The following is a 19,410-nucleotide window of genomic DNA, read 5'->3' on the forward strand; positions in this document are numbered from 1 at the left end:
GCGCTCATGCGGTGATTCCGATGCGATGCCGGTTCGGGACGACCTGGTCGAAGGATTCGACGATGTGGTCGATGAACCCGTACTCGAGTGCCTGGGGCGCGGTGAACCAGCGGTCGTGCAGCGAGTCCTCGTAGATGCGGTCGAAGGGTTGGCCGGTGTCGGCGGCGATGAGGCCGAGCACCGTGTCGACGGTGTGGCGCAGATCGTCGGCCTGCACCTCCACCTCCACCGCGCTGCCGCCGATTCCCGCCGACCCCTGGTGCATGAGGACGCGGGCGTGGGGCAGGGCGTAGCGCTTACCCGGCGTGCCGGAGGAGAGCAGGAATTGTCCTGCGCTGCATGCCAATCCGAGAGCCAGCGTCGAGACCTCGCAGGGAACGAGCCGCATCACGTCACGGATCGCCAGCATCGAGGGCACCGAACCGCCGGGGGAGTGGATCCACAGCGATATTCCAGCCTCCGGGGATTGTGCTGCGAGGGTGAGCAATTGGGTGATGAGCAGGGTGCCGTTGTCGTCATCGAGAGGGCCGTCGAGGACGAGGATTCGACGGCCGAACAGTTGTTCGCGGGCTCGCCAGCTGAACATCGGGGTCTTGTCGTCGTGTGCCATGAGTCCACGGTGCCTCGCGCACACCCCCGCGCGCCGCCGTTGCTGCCCCCAGCAGATCTGCTCACAGCAGCAAGATCGTCCAGCGCACGCGCGGTTCTCGGGAAGGCTCCGGACAGGGCAAGGGCCCGGTGCGGCGACATCGCGCACCGGGCCCTTCGGTCGAACTACTTGGCGTCGAATTCCCGTGCGCGCAGGGAACGTTCGATGCCCGCGCGGCCCTCGGAGACGAGGCGATACAGGGCGGGCGGGTGGTCGCCTGCCAGGAACTCGTCGGCCTTGGTAACCGCTTCCTCGGTGATCGCCCAGTGCGGGTACAGGCCGATCACGACGGTCTGCGCGACCTCGCTCGAGCGGCGGTCCCACACCGCGGGGATCTCGGCGAAGTACTTGTCCACGTACGGCGCGAGCACCTCACCCTGACCGGCGGGGGCGAACCCGCCGACGATGGCGCGGGCGGTGATATTGGGCACCGAGTCGTCGCCCAGCACCGTGTCCCACGCCTGTGCCTTGACCTCGGCGATCGGGCGCGCGGTGGCCGCGGTGGCCGCCTGACGCTTGCCCGCCGCGGTCGGATCGCCCTGCAGTTCGGCGTCGATGGTCGGGGAGGCCGGACCGTCCGCGTCGATCCGACCCGCCGCGGCCAGCGCGGTGATGACGCGCCAGCGCAGGTCGGTGTCGACGGTGAGACCGGGCAGACCGGCCGCCGCCGGGTCGGCGTCGAGCAGCTGCGCCAGCACCTCGGTGTGGCGCGTTTCCAGCTTCGCCCCGGTCAACGCGTTGACGAAGGCGAGCTGATGATCCGAACCCGCCTCGGCGTCGCGGGCCAGCTCGAGCAGCCGGTCGGCGTATGCCGCCCAGCCCTCCTCGTCGGCCCATGCCGGGTCGGCGTAGCTCGAGATGGCGGTGTTGGCCTGCATGAGCAGCCGCTGCACCACTCCGATCTCGGATTCGGAGCCGATTCCGCGCTGCACGAGCGCGACGAAATCGCGGGCCTTCATCTCGGCCTGACGGGTCATCTCCCAGGCCGCCGACCAAGCCAGCGTGCGCGGCAGCGAATCGTCGATGTCACCGACGCGCTGCACGACCACGTCGAGCGAGTCGGGGTCGAGACGTAGCGAGCAGTAGGTGAGGTCGTCGTCGTTGACCAGCACCAGCGCACCGCGCGGCACGCCGACGAGCTCGGGCACCTCGGTGCGCCCGGCGGCGTCGAGATCGAGTTCGACTCGCTTGGTACGCACCAGCTTGCCGTCGACATCGTCGTAGATACCCACGGCGATCCGGTGCACGCGGTACTCGCCCGCGCCCGGCGCGGCGCCTTCCTGCACGACCGCGAAGCTCGAGAACGTGCCATCGGCCGCGACGGCGAAATCGGGGCGAAGGATGTTGAGCCCGGTGGTCTTGAGCCACTGCGTGCCCCAGTCCGACAGGTCACGCCCCGACGCCTTCTCCAGCGCCGCGAGCAGATCGTCGAAAGTGGCGTTGCCGTAGGCATGGTCGGCGAAGTAGTCGCGCAGACCGGCCAGGAACGGCTGCAGCCCCACGTAGGCGACCAGCTGCTTGAGCACCGAAGCGCCCTTGGCATAGGTGATGCCGTCGAAGTTCACCTCCACCGCGTGCAGGTCGGGGATGTCGGCGGCGATCGGGTGGGTCGAGGGCAGCTGGTCCTGGCGGTAGGCCCAGGACTTCTCCACATTCGCGAAAGTGGTCCAGGCGCTGGTGTATTCGGTGGCCTCGGCCTGGCACAGCACCGAGGCGAAGGTCGCGAACGACTCGTTCAGCCACAGGTCGTCCCACCACTTCATGGTGACCAGATCGCCGAACCACATGTGCGCCATCTCGTGCAGCACGGTCTCGGCACGACGCTCGTAGGACGCGCGGGTCACCTTGGACCGGAACACGTAGTCCTCGAGGTAGGTGACGGCGCCCGCGTTCTCCATCGCGCCCGCGTTGAACTCCGGCACGAACAGCTGGTCGTACTTGCCGAAGGCATACGGCACGCCGAAGTTGTTGTGGTAGAACTCGAAACCCTGCTTGGTCTCGGTGAACAGCCGCTCGGCGTCCATGTGGTCGGCCAGCGAGGCGCGGCAGTACAGGCCGAGCGGGATCTCGCCGCTCGCGTCGGTGAAGGTGTCGGACCACTTCGCGTACGGGCCCGCGATCAGGGCGACCAGGTAGGTGCTCATCCGCGGGGTGGTGGCGAAGGCGTGGCGCACGACCGCGCCGATCTCGTGCTGCTCGATATCGGCGCCGTTGGAGATGACGGCCCAGTCCGCGGGCGCGGTGGCGACGATGTCGAAGGTGGCCTTGAGATCGGGCTGATCGAAGCAGGCGAACATCCGCTTGGCGTCAGCGGTCTCGAACTGCGAGTACAGGTACACCTTGTCGTCGGTCGGATCGACGAACCGGTGCAGGCCCTCACCGGTGTGCGAGTACTCGCAATCGGCCTCGACGACCAGCTCGTTGTTCTCGGCCAGTCCCGGCAACGCGATGCCGGTCGACTCGTCATAGGCGCTCACGTCGAGCGCGACCCCGTTGAGCGCCGCCGACCGCACTCGCTGCGCCACCAGATCGATGTAGGTGCTCGCGCCAGGGGTGGCGGTGAAGCTGACAGTGGTCTTCGATCCGAAGGTGTCCGACACCTCGGACCCCGCTCCGCGCGGCTGATCGGTGAGGTCGAGTTCGATCCGATAGTTCTGCACGGCCACCACGGCCGCGCGTTCGACCGCCTGGTCGCGGGTGAGATTCGGGGCGGACATTGATCTCCTTCGTCGTCGACGAACACGGCACGGTAGTTCGGCGTCCACAATGCCACTTGCGGTCCACCCCCGCTCACGAGTTTCCGGCGACGGGTGGGCCGGGTAGGCCTGAGAGCGGCAACAGGTGGGCCGGTAGAGTTCGGGGAAACCCGCAGGTACCGCACCGGAGATTCGGAGGCTCGACGTTGAAGCATGTGCACGCCGGGAAAGTTCGCGACCTCTACGAGGACGGCGACACCCTGCTGCTCGTCGCGTCGGACCGGGTGTCGGTCTACGACGTGGTGCTGCCGACGCCGATTCCGGACAAGGGCGCGTTGCTGACGCAGCTGTCGAACTGGTGGTTCGAGTACTTCACCGGGATTCCGAATCACGTGATCTCGGCGACCGATGTGCCCGCGGAGTTCGCGGGGCGTGGGATTCGGGTGAAGCCACTGAAGATGCTGGCTGTCGAGTGCATCGCGCGCGGATACCTGACCGGGTCGGGGCTCAAGGAGTACGAGCGGTCGGGGACGGTGTCGGGGATCGCGCTGCCCGCGGGTCTGTGCGACGGCGACAAGCTGCCCGAGCCGATCTTCACGCCGTCGACCAAGGCGTCCGAGGGGCACGACGAGGCGATCAGCTTCGCCGATGTGGTGAACCAGGAGGGCCGTGAGGTCGCCGAGAAGCTGCGCGATCTGACCCTCGAGATCTACTCGCGCGGGGCCGAGCACGCGGCGAAGGCGGGCGTGATCGTCGCCGATACGAAAGTCGAATTCGGCTGGGACGGTGATGTGCTCACCCTCGGAGACGAGGTGCTGACCTCGGACTCCTCGCGCTTCTGGCCCGCTGACGAGTGGGAGCCGGGCCGCGCCCAGAGCTCCTTCGACAAGCAGTTCGTGCGCGACTGGTCGACCTCCACCGGCTGGAACAAGGAATACCCGGGCCCGGAGATCCCCGCCGAGGTCGTCGAAGGCACTCGCCGCAAGTACGAAGAGGCTTACGAGCGCATCACCGGCCAGAAATGGACCGGGATCCAGGCTTGACCCGAGGCGGCGCCGGTCGATGTTGCGGCGCCGCACCACTTCTGACCGGGATGTCGCGTCAGTGCACGGGTGCGTCTACGCCCTTGACTGCGCAGATATGCACCATGTTCTCGTTGCCCCAGGCGCCGAGGGTGGACAGTGCGCCGTTGAGTGAGAGTCCGCGTTCGGTGAGCGAGTACTCGACCTTCGGGGGTACCTGCGCGTAGACCTCGCGGTTGACGATGCCGTCGTGCTCGAGTTCGCGCAGCTGCTGGATCAGCATCTTCTCTGTCACGCCTGGGACCAGGCGTTTCAGGTCGCCGAAGCGTTGAGTGCCGGTGGACAGGGCCCACAGGATCAGCGCTTTCCACTTGCCGCCGACTACGTCGAGCGCGGCATCGATACCGCAGGAATACGGGCGCTCTCGCTGCTTCATGCTCGCCTCACTTACTTTTTGGTGAGTATTGCACTTGATAGTCGGTACTTGTGGAGTCCACCGTAACCCACGAATCTAGGCGGGCGCTGCCGATCGGCGGTGAAAGGCTCTGGAACAAGGGGAATCGTGACTGATTCGACAGCAGCACAACATGTTTCGTTGATCGGCCTCGGTGCGATGGGCACCGCGCTTGCCAAGGCGCTGCTGGCGGGCGGCCATGAAGTGACGGTCTGGAACCGCACCCCGGCACGTGCCGAAGCGCTGGTGGCCGACGGCGCGAAGGTGGCGGCGAGTTCTGCCGAGGCGATGGCCGCGGCCGACCTGGTGATCCTGTGTGTGCTCGACGATGCCGCGGTACGCGAGCACCTCGAGCCCGCTGTCGACCGGTTGCGAGGGCACACGGTGGTGAACCTGACGACCACCACGCCCGAGCAGGCACGGTCGCTGGGCGCGTGGGCCGAAGCCCACGGAATCGAGTTGGTCGACGGCGGCATCATGGCGGTGCCCGCGATGATCGGCGAGCCCGGCGCCTTCGTGCTCTACAGCGGCGCGACCGCGACAGTCGAGCGCTACCGATCGGTGCTGGAACTGTTCGGCCGTGCCGAGTTCGTCGGCGACGATCTCGGCGCCGCGGCGATGTACGACGTGTCGATCCTCGGCGGCATGTACGCCATGTTCGCCGCGTTCGGACAGGGCGGTGCGATGGTCCGTACCACCGGCGGCTCCGCGGCGCGCCTGGCCGAGTTGATGACGCCGTTCCTGCACGCCATGGCCGCGATGCTCGCCGCGCAGGCGCCCGGCATCGACACCCCCGCCGACTTCGTCCAGGTCCAGAGCGACGAGTTCACCGCCGCCGCCCTCGATCTGATCGACCGGGCTGCGGTCGAATCCGGCACGCCCACAGAGCTTTACGGCGTGCTGCGCCGCACGCTCACCGGGCTCTGAGCTGAGCCGCTGCCGAGACTCGCGCCGGGCAGGTCGGGCCCCGCCGTGTTCGGTCGACCGGAGCGGGTTCCCGGTCGGCCGAACGGTCGGTTCAGGCGGCGACGCGACTCGCGCTGAGCAACGCGTCGACGAAGCCATCGGCCTTGGCGTCGAAGGCGGCGTAGTGGGTGGTCCGCGCGTCTCCGCTGATCGCCTCGCCGATCACGAGATTGCCCTCGGCGTCGAGACTTTGGGGCTGCTCCTCGGCGTCGGGAAGCAGGCCGACCCGGGAATCCGCGAAACCGCTGTAGTAGGCCAAGCCCTCGTTGAGCTGGGCTTCCAGCAACTGCTGCATGCCGGGGACGATCGCGTCGTCGGCTGTCGCGCCGGCCAATCCGAGCCACAGGATGCGCTTGCCCGCCAGTCGCGGTTTGCTGCGACCGTAGGCGAAACCGTAGTTCCAGACGGCATCGATCCAGCCCTTGAGCAGGGCGGGCACACTCTGCCAGTAGATCGGGAACACGACGACCACGACGTCGGCGGCCAGCAGTCGCCGCATGTGCGCCTCGGCGGTGGGGGAGTAGACCTTGTCGCGATTGCCCCACTCGGGCTGGTCGGCCACGGTCATCCTCGGGTCGAAATTCTCGGCATGCAGATCGAGGAAGTCCACCGTGTACCCGGCGGCGGTGAGACGGCCGACGGCGCGGTCGGCGACATGGGCCGACAGCGAGTCGGAGCGGTGGTGACCGAGCACCACGAGCGCTGTCGCGCCCGGGGTGACGGAATCGGCGACGCTCGATCCGGGGGTGACGAGTTCGGCGGTTTCAGTCGTAGTGGCGACAGACTGCGGCACGGGGAGCTCCTGTTCGATCGTGGTGCGGGCTGGTCGGCCCGGTCCAATGAGTCAACCGCGAATCATGTGGACGATCTATGGGTGATCATCTCCACTCGATAGGAATTCGTCTACGCTGGTGGCGTGGATCCCTTGAGTTCATTGCTGAGTGGCATTCGTGCCGAGGGGTCGATCGTGGCCCATACCGTGCTGCGCCCGCCGTGGACGATTCGCTTCGCCGACCGCGCCCCGCTGATCATGGTGACGGTGCTGCGCGGCGGCGGCACGCTGGTTCTCCCCGACGGGTCACGGAGTTGCCTGGTGGCCGGCGACACCGCGCTGGTGCAGGCGGGTGAACCGTTCCACCTGGCCGACACCGCCGCCGCGCTCGATCGACCGCACATACGCTACGAGCTGTCCTGTTTCGTGCCCGACGGCTTCGGTCCCGCCGATATCAGTTGCGCGACACCGGAACTGATCGTGATGCCGTCGACAACCGGAGCGCCCGAAGAGACTTCGCTTCTCGTCGGCGCATACCGGGCAGCCGGTCGCCGCCACGAACGCCTGTTACGGGCGCTACCGCAGGTGATGGTGGTCCACGAAGACGCCGAAACATGCCTGTGGCTGGAGCAATCCGCCGCTGATGCCGTCCGGCTGAGCGCGGGCTCGCAGGCGCTGATGGACCGGCTGCTGGACTGGGCATTGGTCTGCACACTGCGCAGTTGGCTCGCCGAACAGCAGCACTGCGCCCCGGCCTGGTATCGGGGAATGTCGGATCCGGTGGTCGGCCCGGCGCTGTCGGCCATCCACGACAGACCGTTCGACCGCTGGACCGTGGCGAGCCTGGCCACCGAGGCGGCGGTCTCGCGCGCCCTGTTCGCCCGGCGGTTCACCGAGGTGATGGGCGAACCCCCGCTGGCCTACCTCACGGAATGGCGCATGGCCGAGGCCGAGGAACTACTCGCCGATCCCGCGCGCAGCGTCGCACAGGTGGCCACGACCGTCGGCTATTCCGATGCCTTCGGTTTCAGCGCGGCGTTCAAGCGGTTGCGCGGCACCAGCCCGACCGAGTTCCGGGTCGGGCTCAGCTCCTCGGCGTGAGCAGGACCAGGGGGATCTCGCGGGTGGTTTTGGTCTGGTAGTCGGCGTATCCATGGTAGGACGAGGTGACTCGCGGCCACAATGCCGCGCGTTCGTCGGGGGTGGCTACGCGGGCTGTCATCGGTTGCTCGGGGCCGTTGCGCAACGACACCTCGACGTTCGGATTGTCGCGTAGGTTCAGGAACCAGGCCGGGTGGGTGGGATCTCCGGCGCGCGAGGCGACGATCACGATCATGTCGCCGTCGATGATCGGCGCGGTCAGCATGACTTTGCGCGGTTCCCCGGATTTGCGGCCGATCGTGGTGAGTTGCAGTGACGGCATCCCGAAGAACGAGTTGCCGAGGCAGCCGCCGCTCAGCGTGAGCAGCGCGCGGTGAACTCTGTTCGTGATCTTCAGCTGCAGGTCAGTGGGCATAGTCGAAATCTACTCCGACCTCAGTCCAGCTGATCGACGAGTCGGGTGAGGAAGGGCCGCTGGCCCTTGCCGAGTTTTTCCGCCGCGGTGGTGGGGTCGAACCAGTCCGCTCGGTCGATCTCGGGGAATTCCGCGACCCGGCCCGACCTCGGCGGCCACTCCATCTCGAAGGTTCCCGGCACGACCTCGGCCGGGTCGAGCTCGCCCTCGACCGCCCACACGGTGAGGTACTTGCGCTTGGCTCCGCTGCGATAACTCACCTCGCCGAGGCCGATCCATTCGCCCTCCGGCACCGGCAGCCCGAGCTCCTCGGTGAACTCGCGCCGGGCGGCATCGCGCGCGGACTCCTCCTCGGCCACGTACTCGCCCTTGGGAATCGACCACGCCGACGCGTCCTTCTTCGCCCACAGCGGCCCGCCCATGTGCCCGAGCAGCACTTCGATCCCGGCCTCGCCCCGGCGGTACACCAGTACGCCCGCGCTGAAAACGTCCGTCATCCGAACGAGTCTGCCAGGTGCCTGCCGTGCGCCGTGCCGCTCGATCGCCCGGTGTCACTTCGCGTCGCCGACGCGCAGGCGGGCGGCACGCAGCAGCAGGTAGTCGCGTTCGGGCACGCTCGCTGTTTGCTGTGCGGCGCGGCGATATTCGGCGACAGCCGCAACGTGATCGCCGGCCATCTCCTGGAGGTGTCCACGGACGGCCGCGAGGCGGTGTGAGCGGGACAGCGGTTCGGCGACGCTGTCGGCTACCGTCAGCCCCGCGGCCGGACCGTGCACCATCGCGGTGGCGACGGCCCGGTTCAGGGTGATCATCGGGTTGGGGGTCGAGCGCTCGATCATGGTGTAGAGCTGCAGGATTCGTGCCCAGTCGGTGTCTTCGGGGCGGCGGGCTTCGGCGTGCAGACCCGCGACGGCGGCCTGCATCTGGTACAGCCCGGTCAGCCCGGCGGGCATGGTCGCGGTGAGCAGCCGCAAGCCCTCGGTGATCTGCGGGCGGTCCCAGCGGGAGCGGTCCTGTTCGGTGAGCGGGATCAGTTCGCCGTGCGGTCCGGAGCGGGCGGCCCGGCGGGCGTCGGTGAGCAGCATCAGCGCGAGCAGGCCGGTGACCTCGGTGTTGTCGGGCAGGAGTCGGCACAACGCGCGGGTCAGCCGGATCGCCTCGGCCGACAGATCGCCGCGCCGCAATCCCGCACCCGAACTGCTGGTGTGGCCCTCGGTGAAGATCACGTACAGCACCTGCAGCACCGCACCGACCCGAGTGCTGTCGTGCGCGCCGTCGGCGAACGGTCGGTCGGATTCGGCCAAGCGCTTCTTCGCCCGCGAGATCCTCTGCGCCATAGTCGATTCCGGTACCAGGAAGGCGGTGGCGATCTCGGCGGTGCTCAACCCGCCGACCGCGCGCAAGGTGAGCGCGACAGCACCGGCGGGCGGCAGGTCGGGGTGACAGCACAGGAAGTACATGTCGAGGGTGTCGTCCCGCTCGATCGCGTCGACGGGCACATCGCGCACGAAAACCGTTGTCTCCCTGCGTCGCCGCGCCACCTCGGCCCGCACGGCATCGGCCATCCGCCGCTGCGCGACCTGGATCAGCCAGCCACGTGGATTGTCCGGAAGCCCGTCGCGATCCCACTGGGTCGCCGCCGCCAGCAGCGCATCCTGCACCGAGTCCTCGGCGAGGTCGAAATCGCCGAAGCGGCGGACCAAGACGCCGAGGACCTGCGGCGAGAGTTCACGCAGCAGGTCCTCGATGCGCGGCAGGGTCTCGGTCACGCGACGTCGGGCGCGCTCATGATCTGACGCACCTCGATGTATTCACCGATCGGCTTGCCGCCGGGGCCGGGCGCCGCGGAAGCCTGCGCGGCGATCTCGACCGCGCGCTCGACCGAGTCGACATCGACCACCCAGAAACCGGCGAGGAACTCCTTGGTCTCCGGGAAAGGCCCGTCGGTCACGACCGGCGCCGAGCGGCCGTCGGAGCACACGATCATCGCCTGATCCGGTGCGGCCAGGCCCTGCGCGTCGACGAGTTCACCCGCGGCGGCGAGCTGTTCGCCCAGTGCCCGCTGGAAGTCGATGTGGGCGGCGATGTCCTCGGGTGCCCAATCCGGCAGCGCGATGTCGCAGTAGGCAGCCTCGGAATAGGTCTTGACCAGCATGAATTTCATGGTTCGGCTCCTGTTCGGTGCGCCCATGTGGCGCGTTCGACTGTTGGTCGGAGCTGATCCGCGGTCTTCGACACTCTTGTCTCTGTGAACTGGATCACAGGGGAATGTTAGTGTCCGCCAGCCGGTCGGGATCGACGGGTTGCGCCGATCCGATCAACTCCTTGATCCGGTCGGTCACGTCCCAGACGTTGACGTTCATCCCCGCGCGCACCCTGTTCTGCGCGTCGAGCCAGAATGCGACGAACTCGCGCTCGTCCAGATCGCCGCGCACCACCACCCGCACATCGTCGCCGCGCCCGACGTAGCCGGAGTACTCCATCCCGACGTCGTACTGATCGCTGAAGAAGTAGGGCAGCCGGTCGTAGACAGCGGCTTTGCCCAGCATCGTCTGCGCGGCGACGGCGGGCTGGTTCAGCGCGGTCGCCCAGTGCTCGACGCGGACCGGCCGGTGCAACAGCGGATGCTCCTGTTCGGCGATATCGCCCACCGCGACCACATCGGGGTTGCTGGTGCACAGCGCGGCGTTCACGAGCACGCCGCCGTCGCTCGCCAGTCCGGCCGCGGTCGCGGTCTCGATATTGGGCTGAGCCCCCACCGCGACCAGTACCGCCTGCGCGGGCACCACAGTGCCGTCGCCGAGCCGCACGCCCGTCGCCTCACCGTCGTCGGTCAGGATCTCGTCGACGGAGGTGTGCACGTGTAGGTCGACGCCGTGCGCGCGATGCAGATCGGCATAGAACCTGCCCATCTCCGGACCGAGCACACCGACCAGCGGCAGCTCGGCCGTTTCGATCACCGTCACCTCGACGCCCTTGGCGCGGGCCTGCGCGGCGACCTCGAGTCCGATCCATCCGGCCCCGATGATGACGAGGCGCCGATCCGTGCGCAGGATCTCGAGCAGCGCGTTCGAATCGCCGATGGTGCGCAGTGTGTAGACATTCGGGGCGTCGGCGCCGGGAATGTCGAGGGTGCGGGCTCGCGAGCCGGTGGCGAGGGCCAGCTTGTCGTAGTCGAGGGTGGAACCGTCGGGCAGCGTCACCGTCTTGGCGATCGGATCGAACGCGGTGGCGGTGGTGCCGAGCCGCAGGTCGATGTGGTGATCGCGGTACCAGGCGGCCGTGTCGACGGTGAAATCGGGCAGTTCCTGGGTGCCCGCCAGATGCTGTTTGGACAGTGGCGGGCGCTCGTACGGCAGTTCTTCTTCGGCGGCCAGCAGAGTGACGCGACCGTCGAAATCGTTGGCGCGTAGGGCTTCGGCGATCTTCGCTCCGCCCAGACCTCCACCGATAACGACGAAATGCTGATTCGAGCTCATGAACGGACCCCTTCTCGCGGACGACCCGGACTCCTCGCAACCCGAGCTTAGTGCGCGTTTTCGCCCACGGGAACGATTCCGGCGGCGATGCGGTTGCACCAGTCGGTGGGGCAGACCGACCCACCACAGCTGACCCGAGAGGAACCCATCGTGAGCGAGCAGGCCACCAAGGATGTCGCCGATTTCTGGTTCGACCCGCTGTGCCCGTGGTGCTGGATCACCTCCCGGTGGATCCTGGAAGTCGAGAAGGTGCGCGATATCGAGGCGCACTTCCACGTGATGAGTCTGGCGGTGCTCAACGAGGGCAAAGACGACCTGCCGCAGCGTTATGTCGAGCTGATGGCCGCCGCGTGGGGTCCGGTTCGGGTCGTCACCGCCGCTGGTCAGAAGTACGGCGACGAGATCCTGTCGCCGCTCTACACCGCGTTGGGCACCCGGATCCACGACCGCAAGGCCGAGTACGAGCGCGAGACGAGGCAGGAGACCTTCGACGCGGTCGTCGCCGACGCGCTCGCCGAACTGAACCTGCCCGCCGAACTCGCCGAGGCCGCGAACAGCACCGACTACGACGAGGCGCTGCGGGCCAGCCATCACGCGGGCATGGACAAGGTCGGCCCCGATGTCGGCACGCCGACCATCCACATCAACGGGACCGCCTTCTTCGGGCCGGTGCTCTCGCGCATTCCGCGCGGTGAGGACGCGGGCCGGGTGTGGGACGGCGTGGTCGCGCTGGCCTCGTACCCGCACTTCTTCGAGCTCAAGCGCACCAGGACCGAGGACCCGGTCTTCGACTGATCCTGCGGGTCGGGGGTGCCGCCCACCGCACCCCCGACCGATCAGACCGGCTTCGGCGGCAGCGGGGGCGGCGCCGAGTTCAGCGGATATCCGCGCTGCGGCGGGATCATGCCGGGGTGCGGCGCGCTCGGTCGCCAGAACATCGGTCCCGGCTTGCTGCGATCACGCAGCGCCCACATCCGCCAGGTGAGCACCGGGTGGCTGGCCATGGCATTGACCAGCCAGATGAAACCGCCCCTGTCGAGTGCGGCCCGGTCGGCCATCTCGTCGACGCCGACATCGCTGTTGAGGTACTTGCCCGCGGCGAGAGTCGCCATCGCGCTGGGCGCGCCGTGCGGTCGGAAGCAGAAGCCGTGATTGTCGGCGGTGTACTCCTGGGCGCGGATCAGCGACGACCCGAGCACCGGCAACCACGGTGCGACGAACATGCCGAGCTGACGCCAATAGGACACATGGCCCGCGGCGATATGGCCCACTTCGTGGCCGATGATGAACGCGAGCCCGTCCGGTTCGCGTGCGGCGCCGCCGATCTCGAACAGGTCGCTGTAGACCACGACGAACCGGCGGAACCCGTGTCCGGAGGCGAAGGCGTTGATCTGGCCGTTGCCCAGGATCACGTAGGCGTCCGGCGCCTTGTGCATCCCGAATCGCGCCGCCGCCTCCTGCACGAGGCGGTACCCCTCGGGGAACTGGGTGGGCGACATCTTCACGCCGTTCACGCGCTGGGTCGCGAAGTTCAGACCACGACCGGCCCACAACAGCACCGGGGCGAACAACAGCAGCAGCACATACGGACTGGTGACGAGGGAACTGGTCTGCTCCACGCCCTTCTCGTCGATGACGGGATCGGTGAACAGTTCGACCGTCATGAGCAGGAGCGCGAGCAGATACGCGACCGCGGTGATCATGACGACCACGATCAGCAGCGGGATCTCCCACGGATGCCGGGCGGGGCGATCCCACGGCATCAGTCCGCGCGGTCGGTGCTGCGGTGGCGGGGGCGGACCGCTCGGCGGGTAGTAGCCGGGGGCGTACTGGCCCGGAGCGTACTGACCAGGGGCGACGGGCGGATACGAGCCGGTCGGCGGCTGCGGTGGGCTGTCGTGCGTGGGGAAACCGCCGGTTCGTGGATCAGATTGTGCCCACGGCGACGGCGGCGCGGTGTCGGAATTCGGTGACGATGTTCGCTCGGGCTGGCTGCCCGTGTGCTCCGGCGGGGAACCCGCCGAATGCGGGGAATGCGGTTCGTGCGGGTGCATGAAACGACTCTAAGCGGGCCTGCGACAATCGCAGCCATGCGCGTTTACCTGGGTGCCGACCATGCCGGTTTCGAACTGAAGAATCACGTGAAGGCCCATCTGCAGGAGGCCGGAGTGGAGGTCGTCGACTGCGGCGCCCTCGAATACGACGCTCTCGACGACTACCCCGCCTTCTGCATCGAGGCGGCTCGGCGCACCGTCGCCGACCCGGGCTCGCTCGGCCTGGTCTTCGGTGGCAGCGGCAACGGCGAGCAGATCGCCGCCAACAAGGTCGCGGGCGCCCGCTGCGCCCTGGCCTGGAGCGTCGAAACCGCCGTGCTGGCCCGCGAACACAACAACGCCAATCTGATCGGCATCGGCGGCCGCATGCACTCCACCGCCGAAGCCCTCGCCATCGTCGACGCGTTCCTCGCGGCCGCCTGGTCGGACGAGGCGCGCCACCAGCGTCGCATCGACATCCTCGCCGACTACGAGAAGACCGGCATCGCTCCCGAGATTCCCGCGTACTGAGGTAGTGCCAGAAGGACATACCCTCCACCGGATCGCCGACCTGCATCAGCAGCGGTTTTCCGGTGGGGTGGTACGGGTTTCGAGTCCGCAGGGGCGGTTCACCGAAGGCGCCGCGCTCGTGGACGGGCAGGTGTTCGAGCAGGCCGAGGCCTACGGCAAGCATCTGCTGCATCACTACGCGTCCGGGCTGACGGTGCATGTGCATCTCGGGCTGTACGGCATCTTCAGCGAGGTCGAGTTGCCGATGGCGGCGCCGGTCGGGCAGGTGCGGATGCGAATGATCGGTGCCGCAACAAATTTCGGTACCGATCTGCGCGGACCCACGGCGTGTGAAGTGTTGTCGCCGCCCGAAGTGGACGCGCTCACCGCGCGCCTCGGAGCCGACCCGTTGCGTCCCGACGCCGACCACGAACGCGCGGGCGCGCGAATTCGGCGTTCCCGCAGGGCGATCGGCGCGTTGCTGATGGATCAGGCCCTGATCGCCGGCGTCGGCAACGTCTACCGCGCGGAAGTCCTGTTCCGCCACGGCATCTCACCGTTCCGTCCGGGTACCTCGATCACCGCCGACGAATGGGACGCACTCTGGGCCGACCTGGTCGAGCTCATGCCGATCGGCGTCGCCACCGGCCGCATGCACGTGGTCCGCCCCGAACACGACACCGGCGCACCGTCGTACACCAAAGACCGCCCCCGCACCTACGTCTACCGCCGCCAGGGCGAACCGTGCCGAGTGTGCGCGACCCCCGTCGCGCACAAGGTCATGGACGGCCGAAACCTGTTCTGGTGCCCCACCTGCCAGCCGGCAGAGTAATCGGCTGAGCCGGACCGCGAAGTGCAGGCTTCGCGATCCGACTCAGCCGGCGACCGCCGTTCCCAGTTCGGGGTCGCCCGATTCAGCGAGCGCGAAACGCCGCCCGCCCGCCGACTTCGCCGAGTACATCGCGCGGTCTGCGCGACGCAACAGGTCGGTGAAATCGCACGTCTTTCCCGGTGGGCAGAAAGCGGTGCCCACGCTGGCCGAAACCGGTACGGGGCCCGCGCTCGACCACACCGGGTCGCGCAGTGCCGCGACCACACGGTGTGCCAGCTCGCCGAGGGTGTCGCGGCGCGGGTTGGCCGCCACCACGAACTCGTCGCCGCCGTATCGGCAGATCACCGTGTCGGGCGGGCACACCTCACGCAGCCGGTTGGCCAGTTCGACCAGTACCTCGTCGCCGATCGCGTGTCCGTAGCCGTCATTGATCTGTTTGAAGCGGTCGAGGTCCACCACCAGCACACCGACACCGCGGCTCGGGTCGGCGGCGAACGCACGTACCCGTTCCTGCAGCAGCGTGCGGTTCGCGAGATCGGTGAGTGCGTCGTGGGTCGCCTCGTGGCGCAAGCGGTGCTGCAGCGCGGCGATCTCCTGTACGCGCAGTGACACTTTCGCCGAGATGTTCTGTTCCTGTTGCGCCAGAGCGCGTTCCTGTAGTGCCTGTGCGTAGCTGTCGATGGCCTGGCTGGCCACCAGCGGCCAGCGGGTCGCCACCAGCGAGCCCGGAACCCCCGAGGGGAAGCCGAGCAGCCAGCGACTGGCATGGGCCAGCATCCTGGTGCGTTCGAAAGGCGCCTCGGCCAACCGCGCGCCGAGCTTGCGCGCCTGTGGTACCGGGAACGGTTCGGTCCGAGCCAGGTGCAACAGCCGCTCGACGATGTCGACGAGCACCGGCTCCAACTGGTGCGGCGCCGTGGAAGAGCCCGGTTCGGCGCATACCGCGCGGGCCCAGGCGCGGGCCATCGCGGCGACCGGTGGCTCGATGTGGGTCATCGAGATCACCGGCGATAGGTGGCGACGGTCTTGCCACCTCGATCATTCGCACTGCTACGCGGTTGGGTCCACCGAGTTCGGCACACGCTCACCGCCCCCTTTCCAGATACCCCCGTCCGGCAAAAAGGATCCTAGCAAGCCACCCGAGACCGAAAATCCACGTTCTGGAACGGGTTCTCTGGTCTCTCGCGAATGGCGATCGGCTATGACATCGCTGCAGAGCCTTCGGCGTTACACAGTTTCCGAAAGAATTTTCGGAAACCTGAAACGTGCAGCGTGATGCCCTCCGCTGGGCGGTGGACGTTGTGTCGCCATGGGTCCCTCCTGGCACGGGGTGCGAGTTGTGACGATGTGGCAGTAGTCGTCACGCGCACTCTCATGGTGGCCTACTCGCCGCCCACGTGGCGGGTTTTCAAGGATAATTCTCCTATTTAATCCCCCCGGTGGAGCAGGCGCCGGTCCCCATGGGCGCACCAATCCATCGTCGCCGGGAGGACGTTTCGGGGCTAGGGTCATTAGGCCCTAATCGGGCATAGCGGCGATTGATCGCAGAGAAGTTGGGTACACCGGCGGCCGAGGCGCATCAATCGGGCAGGCAGGGGCCGGATTGGCATTTTTCGCGCGGGGTTCGGTACAGTCGTGGCGCACACGACATCGTGGCGATCCCATCGATGTCGTATGCCTGCGGGTGTAGTTCAATGGTAGAACCTCAGCCTTCCAAGCTGATGGTGCGGGTTCGATTCCCGTCACCCGCTCAAACATGTATTGCCTCGACGGTGCTCTCGCCGGTGAGGTATCGGGGTGTAGCGCAGCTTGGTAGCGCATCCGCTTTGGGAGCGGAGGGTCGCAGGTTCAAATCCTGTCACCCCGACCATCACCATTCGCCCAGCTCAGGCTTGTAGGAGACGGATGCCCACGCAACGTAAGGTCGCGATCGTCACCGGAGCAGCCCGTGGCATCGGCGCCGCGGTCGCGGTCAAGCTCGCTGCCGACGGATATGCCGTCGCCGTGCTCGATCTCGACGAAGCCGCCTGCGCGGGCACCGTCGCCACCATCGCGTCCGCCGGGGGCGAAGCTCTCGCGGTCGGTGCCGATGTGGCCGACGAAGGGGCCGTCGCCGCCGCGGTGGAGCGGATCGCCACCGAACTCGGCTCACCGACCGTGCTGGTCAACAACGCGGGCGTGCTGCGCGACAACCTGCTGTTCAAGATGTCGGTCGACGACTGGGACACCGTCATGAACGTGCACCTGCGCGGCGCCTTCCTGATGACTCGCGCCGTGCAGAAGTACATGGTCGAGGCGAAGTTCGGCCGCATCGTCAACCTGTCGAGCACCTCGGCGCTCGGCAATCGCGGCCAAGCCAACTACTCCGCGGCCAAGGCGGGCATGCAGGGCTTCACCAAGACTCTCGCCTTCGAACTCGGCAAATTCGGCGTCACCGCCAACGCGATCGCTCCCGGCTTCATCGAAACCGAGATGACCGCCGCGACGGCCGCCCGCGTCGGCGTCGAGTTCGAGGCGTTCAAAGCGGCTACCGCCGCGCAGATCCCGGTCAACCGGGTCGGCACGCCCGACGACATCGCCAACACCGCCTCGTTCTTCGCGAGCGAGGGCGCCGGCTTCGTGTCGGGTCAGGTCATCTACGTGGCAGGCGGCCCGAAGGACTGAGGTCGCCTCAGGCGCAGCCGAACCGGAAGTCCGCTCGCGCCTCGGTGCCCGCTGCCACGGTGACCCTGACCGGCTCCGTGACGGCCAACCCGCAGCCGCCGGGCACGGTCACCACCTCGGCTTCGTAGCAGCCCACCGGCAGCGCCACCGTGGCCCGCCCGTCGGCCCCACTGACCAGCGTGGCGACCACCTGCTTCGCATCGCACGGCGTGACCTCGATATCGGCCCGATTCACCGGCATCGGCTCCCGGCCGGTGAATGTCCACACCGTCAGCGACCCCGTCCCCACAGGTGCTGGATCGGCGCTCGCGACACCGCTGACCATGAGCGGAGCGAGTACGGACAGTGCGAGAAATGTATGGCGCATGAACCTCTCCTCATCGATGAGTCGGGTCGTCCGCTGCTGATGGTAGGCCCATCCGGGTCCGAATCCGCATGTCACACCCGGATTCGGCGTTGACGATTCGGCGACGATGCGTGAGCGGCGAACCTGTCGCCTGGTGAGAAACCGCTGGTCCGACCTAGTCGGACAGCGACATCCGATGTGTCAGGATCGGGCGATGACCTATGTCGCCGATCCGCGAGTCGACGCCTACATCGACGCGCTGCCCGTCTGGCAGCAGGGAATCTGTCGCCAGGTGCGCGAGCTCGTCCACGCCGCCGACCCGGCCGTCACCGAGACGGTCAAACGTCGAATCCAGCCCTACTTCGTGCTCGACGGCAATATCTGCGCGCTGCTCGCCGCCAAGACGCACGTCAACATCTTCCTCTACGACGGCGCGATCGTCCCCGACCCCGACCACATCATCACCGGTGGTCACGACAACAAAACCGCTCGTACGGTCGCCGTGTACGAGGGGCAGGCCCTCAACGAACGAGCGCTGTCGACGATGCTGAAGCAGATCATCGCCGACAACCGGGCGGGTGGCTGGCGCAAGATCAAGAAGGAGCGCGGCGAGGGCTAGGGTTCGTGCCCGTCACACAGTCGGGGTGATGCCCGCGCGTTCGCTCCAGACCTGTTCGGCGGGGACCGAGATCGTGGTCAGCTCGGGGTAGCGCAGGGCGGAGAGGGTGCCGCCGAAGACGGCGCCGGTGTCGAGGCAGAGGGTGTTGTTGACCCAGGCGAGGGTGGGCACCGGGGTGTGGCCGTAGAGGACGGTGGGGGTGCCTCGATAGTCCTGGGCCCAGTCGTAGCGGATGGGGTAGCCGTGTTCGTCCAGTTCGCCGGTGGGGGCGCCGTAGAGGGCGAAGGAGCGGGCTCGGCCGGAGGTGCTGCCGTGCAGGCTTTCCGGGAGACCGGCGTGGGCGACGACGAGCTTGCCGCGATCGAGCAGGTAGTGGCTCGGCAGGCCGCGCAGGAAAGTGTGTGCGGCGGTGCGGAACTCGAGATCTTCGTCCGCCAGCTGGGACAGTGACTGTTCGAGGCCGTGCGCGATGCGGACGTTGCGACCGTCGAGGGCGCGCATCAGCTTGTGGTCGTGGTTGCCGGTGACACACAGGGCGGTCTTCGCGGCGACCATCCCCATCGCCAGGCGCAGCACGCCCGGGGTGTCGGGACCACGGTCGACGAGATCGCCGACGAAGACCACGGTGCGATCGTCGGGGTGGGAGGCGCCGATCGGACGGCCGCGGTCGTCGCGGTCCACGGTGTAGCCGAGTTCGCCGAGCAAGGTCTCCAGTTCGCTGCGGCAGCCGTGGACGTCGCCGATCACGTCGAACGGTCCGGTCAGGTCGCGGCGGTCGCGGGGGAGGAGGTCGGTGCGGCGGGGTTCGGTCATATCCCCTCCATCGTCGTGTAGGGCGGGCCCGCGCCGCAA

The 19,410-nt window shown here is 67.8% G+C and carries 21 protein-coding genes and 2 tRNA genes; 10 read left to right on the forward strand and 13 right to left on the reverse strand.

Going from position 1 to position 19,410, the window contains the following annotated elements; genetic code table 11:
- Positions 1 to 4 precede the first annotated feature (4 nt).
- Positions 5 to 610 carry a ClpP family protease gene (locus tag OHS03_RS00945; RefSeq protein WP_056821541.1) on the reverse strand — a complete coding sequence of 202 codons (606 nt, stop codon included), beginning with the start codon at positions 608 to 610 and terminating at the stop codon, positions 5 to 7.
- Between the two features lie 164 nt (positions 611 to 774).
- Positions 775 to 3,366, reverse strand: coding sequence for an aminopeptidase N (pepN, locus tag OHS03_RS00950; RefSeq protein WP_328659990.1), 2,592 nt, complete (start codon positions 3,364 to 3,366; stop codon positions 775 to 777).
- A 185-nt stretch (positions 3,367 to 3,551) separates the two neighbouring features.
- Here pepN and OHS03_RS00955 point away from each other — a divergent pair, with 185 nt between their 5' ends.
- Positions 3,552 to 4,388, forward strand: coding sequence for a phosphoribosylaminoimidazolesuccinocarboxamide synthase (locus OHS03_RS00955; protein WP_328659992.1), 837 nt, complete (start codon positions 3,552 to 3,554; stop codon positions 4,386 to 4,388).
- 58 nt (positions 4,389 to 4,446) lie between these two features.
- Here OHS03_RS00955 and OHS03_RS00960 read toward each other — a convergent pair whose 3' ends face one another.
- Positions 4,447 to 4,803: a winged helix-turn-helix transcriptional regulator gene (locus OHS03_RS00960; RefSeq protein WP_328659994.1), complete on the reverse strand. Its 357-nt coding sequence runs from the start codon at positions 4,801 to 4,803 to the stop codon at positions 4,447 to 4,449.
- 126 nt (positions 4,804 to 4,929) lie between these two features.
- Between OHS03_RS00960 and OHS03_RS00965 the strand changes: the two genes are divergently transcribed.
- A complete protein-coding gene (locus OHS03_RS00965; protein WP_328659996.1) occupies positions 4,930 to 5,748 on the forward strand; it encodes an NAD(P)-dependent oxidoreductase in 819 nt (272 codons plus the stop codon).
- A gap of 91 nt (positions 5,749 to 5,839) precedes the next feature.
- Here the strand turns inward: OHS03_RS00965 and OHS03_RS00970 are convergent, their stop codons facing one another.
- Positions 5,840 to 6,580 (reverse strand): NAD(P)H oxidoreductase, encoded by a 741-nt coding sequence (locus OHS03_RS00970; protein ID WP_328659999.1) that lies wholly within the window; start codon positions 6,578 to 6,580, stop codon positions 5,840 to 5,842.
- 123 nt (positions 6,581 to 6,703) lie between these two features.
- Here OHS03_RS00970 and OHS03_RS00975 point away from each other — a divergent pair, with 123 nt between their 5' ends.
- Positions 6,704 to 7,660 (forward strand): AraC family transcriptional regulator, encoded by a 957-nt coding sequence (locus tag OHS03_RS00975; RefSeq protein ID WP_328660001.1) that lies wholly within the window; start codon positions 6,704 to 6,706, stop codon positions 7,658 to 7,660.
- On the opposite strand, the gene OHS03_RS00980 is transcribed toward OHS03_RS00975, so the two are convergent.
- From OHS03_RS00980 to OHS03_RS01000, 5 genes are all read right to left on the reverse strand, one after another.
- A complete protein-coding gene (locus tag OHS03_RS00980) occupies positions 7,644 to 8,075 on the reverse strand; it encodes a nitroreductase family deazaflavin-dependent oxidoreductase (RefSeq protein ID WP_328660003.1) in 432 nt (143 codons plus the stop codon). The genes OHS03_RS00975 and OHS03_RS00980 overlap by 17 nt on opposite strands.
- Before the next feature lie 20 nt (positions 8,076 to 8,095).
- Entirely contained in the window at positions 8,096 to 8,572 is a 477-nt protein-coding gene (locus tag OHS03_RS00985) for an NUDIX hydrolase (protein WP_056821533.1), read from the reverse strand.
- A gap of 54 nt (positions 8,573 to 8,626) precedes the next feature.
- Positions 8,627 to 9,844, reverse strand: coding sequence for an RNA polymerase sigma factor (locus tag OHS03_RS00990; RefSeq protein WP_328660005.1), 1,218 nt, complete (start codon positions 9,842 to 9,844; stop codon positions 8,627 to 8,629).
- Positions 9,841 to 10,239 (reverse strand): YciI family protein, encoded by a 399-nt coding sequence (locus tag OHS03_RS00995; protein WP_062985225.1) that lies wholly within the window; start codon positions 10,237 to 10,239, stop codon positions 9,841 to 9,843. The genes OHS03_RS00990 and OHS03_RS00995 overlap by 4 nt, the downstream gene beginning before the upstream one ends.
- Positions 10,240 to 10,333: 94 nt before the next feature.
- Entirely contained in the window at positions 10,334 to 11,554 is a 1,221-nt protein-coding gene (locus OHS03_RS01000) for an NAD(P)/FAD-dependent oxidoreductase (protein ID WP_328660007.1), read from the reverse strand.
- A 150-nt stretch (positions 11,555 to 11,704) separates the two neighbouring features.
- Between OHS03_RS01000 and OHS03_RS01005 the strand changes: the two genes are divergently transcribed.
- Positions 11,705 to 12,349 carry a mycothiol-dependent nitroreductase Rv2466c family protein gene (locus OHS03_RS01005; protein WP_328660008.1) on the forward strand — a complete coding sequence of 215 codons (645 nt, stop codon included), beginning with the start codon at positions 11,705 to 11,707 and terminating at the stop codon, positions 12,347 to 12,349.
- A gap of 41 nt (positions 12,350 to 12,390) precedes the next feature.
- On the opposite strand, the gene OHS03_RS01010 is transcribed toward OHS03_RS01005, so the two are convergent.
- The gene (locus tag OHS03_RS01010) at positions 12,391 to 13,608 is read right to left on the reverse strand and encodes a M48 family metallopeptidase (RefSeq protein ID WP_407942446.1); all 1,218 of its coding nucleotides are present in this window, start codon (positions 13,606 to 13,608) and stop codon (positions 12,391 to 12,393) included.
- 36 nt (positions 13,609 to 13,644) lie between these two features.
- Between OHS03_RS01010 and OHS03_RS01015 the strand changes: the two genes are divergently transcribed.
- On the forward strand, positions 13,645 to 14,118 hold the full coding sequence (locus OHS03_RS01015) for a ribose-5-phosphate isomerase (RefSeq protein ID WP_062985232.1): 474 nt from the start codon (positions 13,645 to 13,647) through the stop codon (positions 14,116 to 14,118).
- A 4-nt stretch (positions 14,119 to 14,122) separates the two neighbouring features.
- Positions 14,123 to 14,929, forward strand: a complete 807-nt coding sequence (locus OHS03_RS01020) for an Fpg/Nei family DNA glycosylase (RefSeq protein WP_328660010.1) — start codon at positions 14,123 to 14,125, stop codon at positions 14,927 to 14,929.
- A 42-nt stretch (positions 14,930 to 14,971) separates the two neighbouring features.
- Here OHS03_RS01020 and OHS03_RS01025 read toward each other — a convergent pair whose 3' ends face one another.
- Positions 14,972 to 15,925 (reverse strand): GGDEF domain-containing protein, encoded by a 954-nt coding sequence (locus OHS03_RS01025; protein ID WP_056821857.1) that lies wholly within the window; start codon positions 15,923 to 15,925, stop codon positions 14,972 to 14,974.
- Positions 15,926 to 16,609: 684 nt separating this feature from the next.
- Here OHS03_RS01025 and OHS03_RS01030 point away from each other — a divergent pair.
- The 3 genes from OHS03_RS01030 (at position 16,610) to fabG (ending at position 17,593) form a co-directional block, all read left to right on the forward strand.
- Positions 16,610 to 16,680, forward strand: a tRNA-Gly gene (locus tag OHS03_RS01030).
- A 42-nt stretch (positions 16,681 to 16,722) separates the two neighbouring features.
- A tRNA-Pro gene (locus OHS03_RS01035) sits at positions 16,723 to 16,799 on the forward strand.
- Positions 16,800 to 16,834: 35 nt separating this feature from the next.
- A complete protein-coding gene (gene fabG / locus OHS03_RS01040) occupies positions 16,835 to 17,593 on the forward strand; it encodes a 3-oxoacyl-ACP reductase FabG (RefSeq protein ID WP_328660012.1) in 759 nt (252 codons plus the stop codon).
- 7 nt (positions 17,594 to 17,600) lie between these two features.
- On the opposite strand, the gene OHS03_RS01045 is transcribed toward fabG, so the two are convergent.
- Entirely contained in the window at positions 17,601 to 17,960 is a 360-nt protein-coding gene (locus tag OHS03_RS01045) for a hypothetical protein (RefSeq protein ID WP_328660014.1), read from the reverse strand.
- 193 nt (positions 17,961 to 18,153) lie between these two features.
- On the opposite strand from OHS03_RS01045, the gene OHS03_RS01050 reads away from it, so the two are divergent.
- Complete coding sequence (locus OHS03_RS01050; RefSeq protein WP_063056022.1) at positions 18,154 to 18,558, forward strand: DUF1801 domain-containing protein; 405 nt, start codon at positions 18,154 to 18,156, stop codon at positions 18,556 to 18,558.
- A gap of 12 nt (positions 18,559 to 18,570) precedes the next feature.
- Here the strand turns inward: OHS03_RS01050 and OHS03_RS01055 are convergent, their stop codons facing one another.
- Positions 18,571 to 19,371, reverse strand: a complete 801-nt coding sequence (locus OHS03_RS01055) for a metallophosphoesterase (RefSeq protein ID WP_405150201.1) — start codon at positions 19,369 to 19,371, stop codon at positions 18,571 to 18,573.
- Positions 19,372 to 19,410: the final 39 nt, after the last annotated feature.

Source organism: Nocardia salmonicida, assembly GCF_036142455.1.
GTDB lineage: Bacteria > Actinomycetota > Actinomycetes > Mycobacteriales > Mycobacteriaceae > Nocardia > Nocardia salmonicida.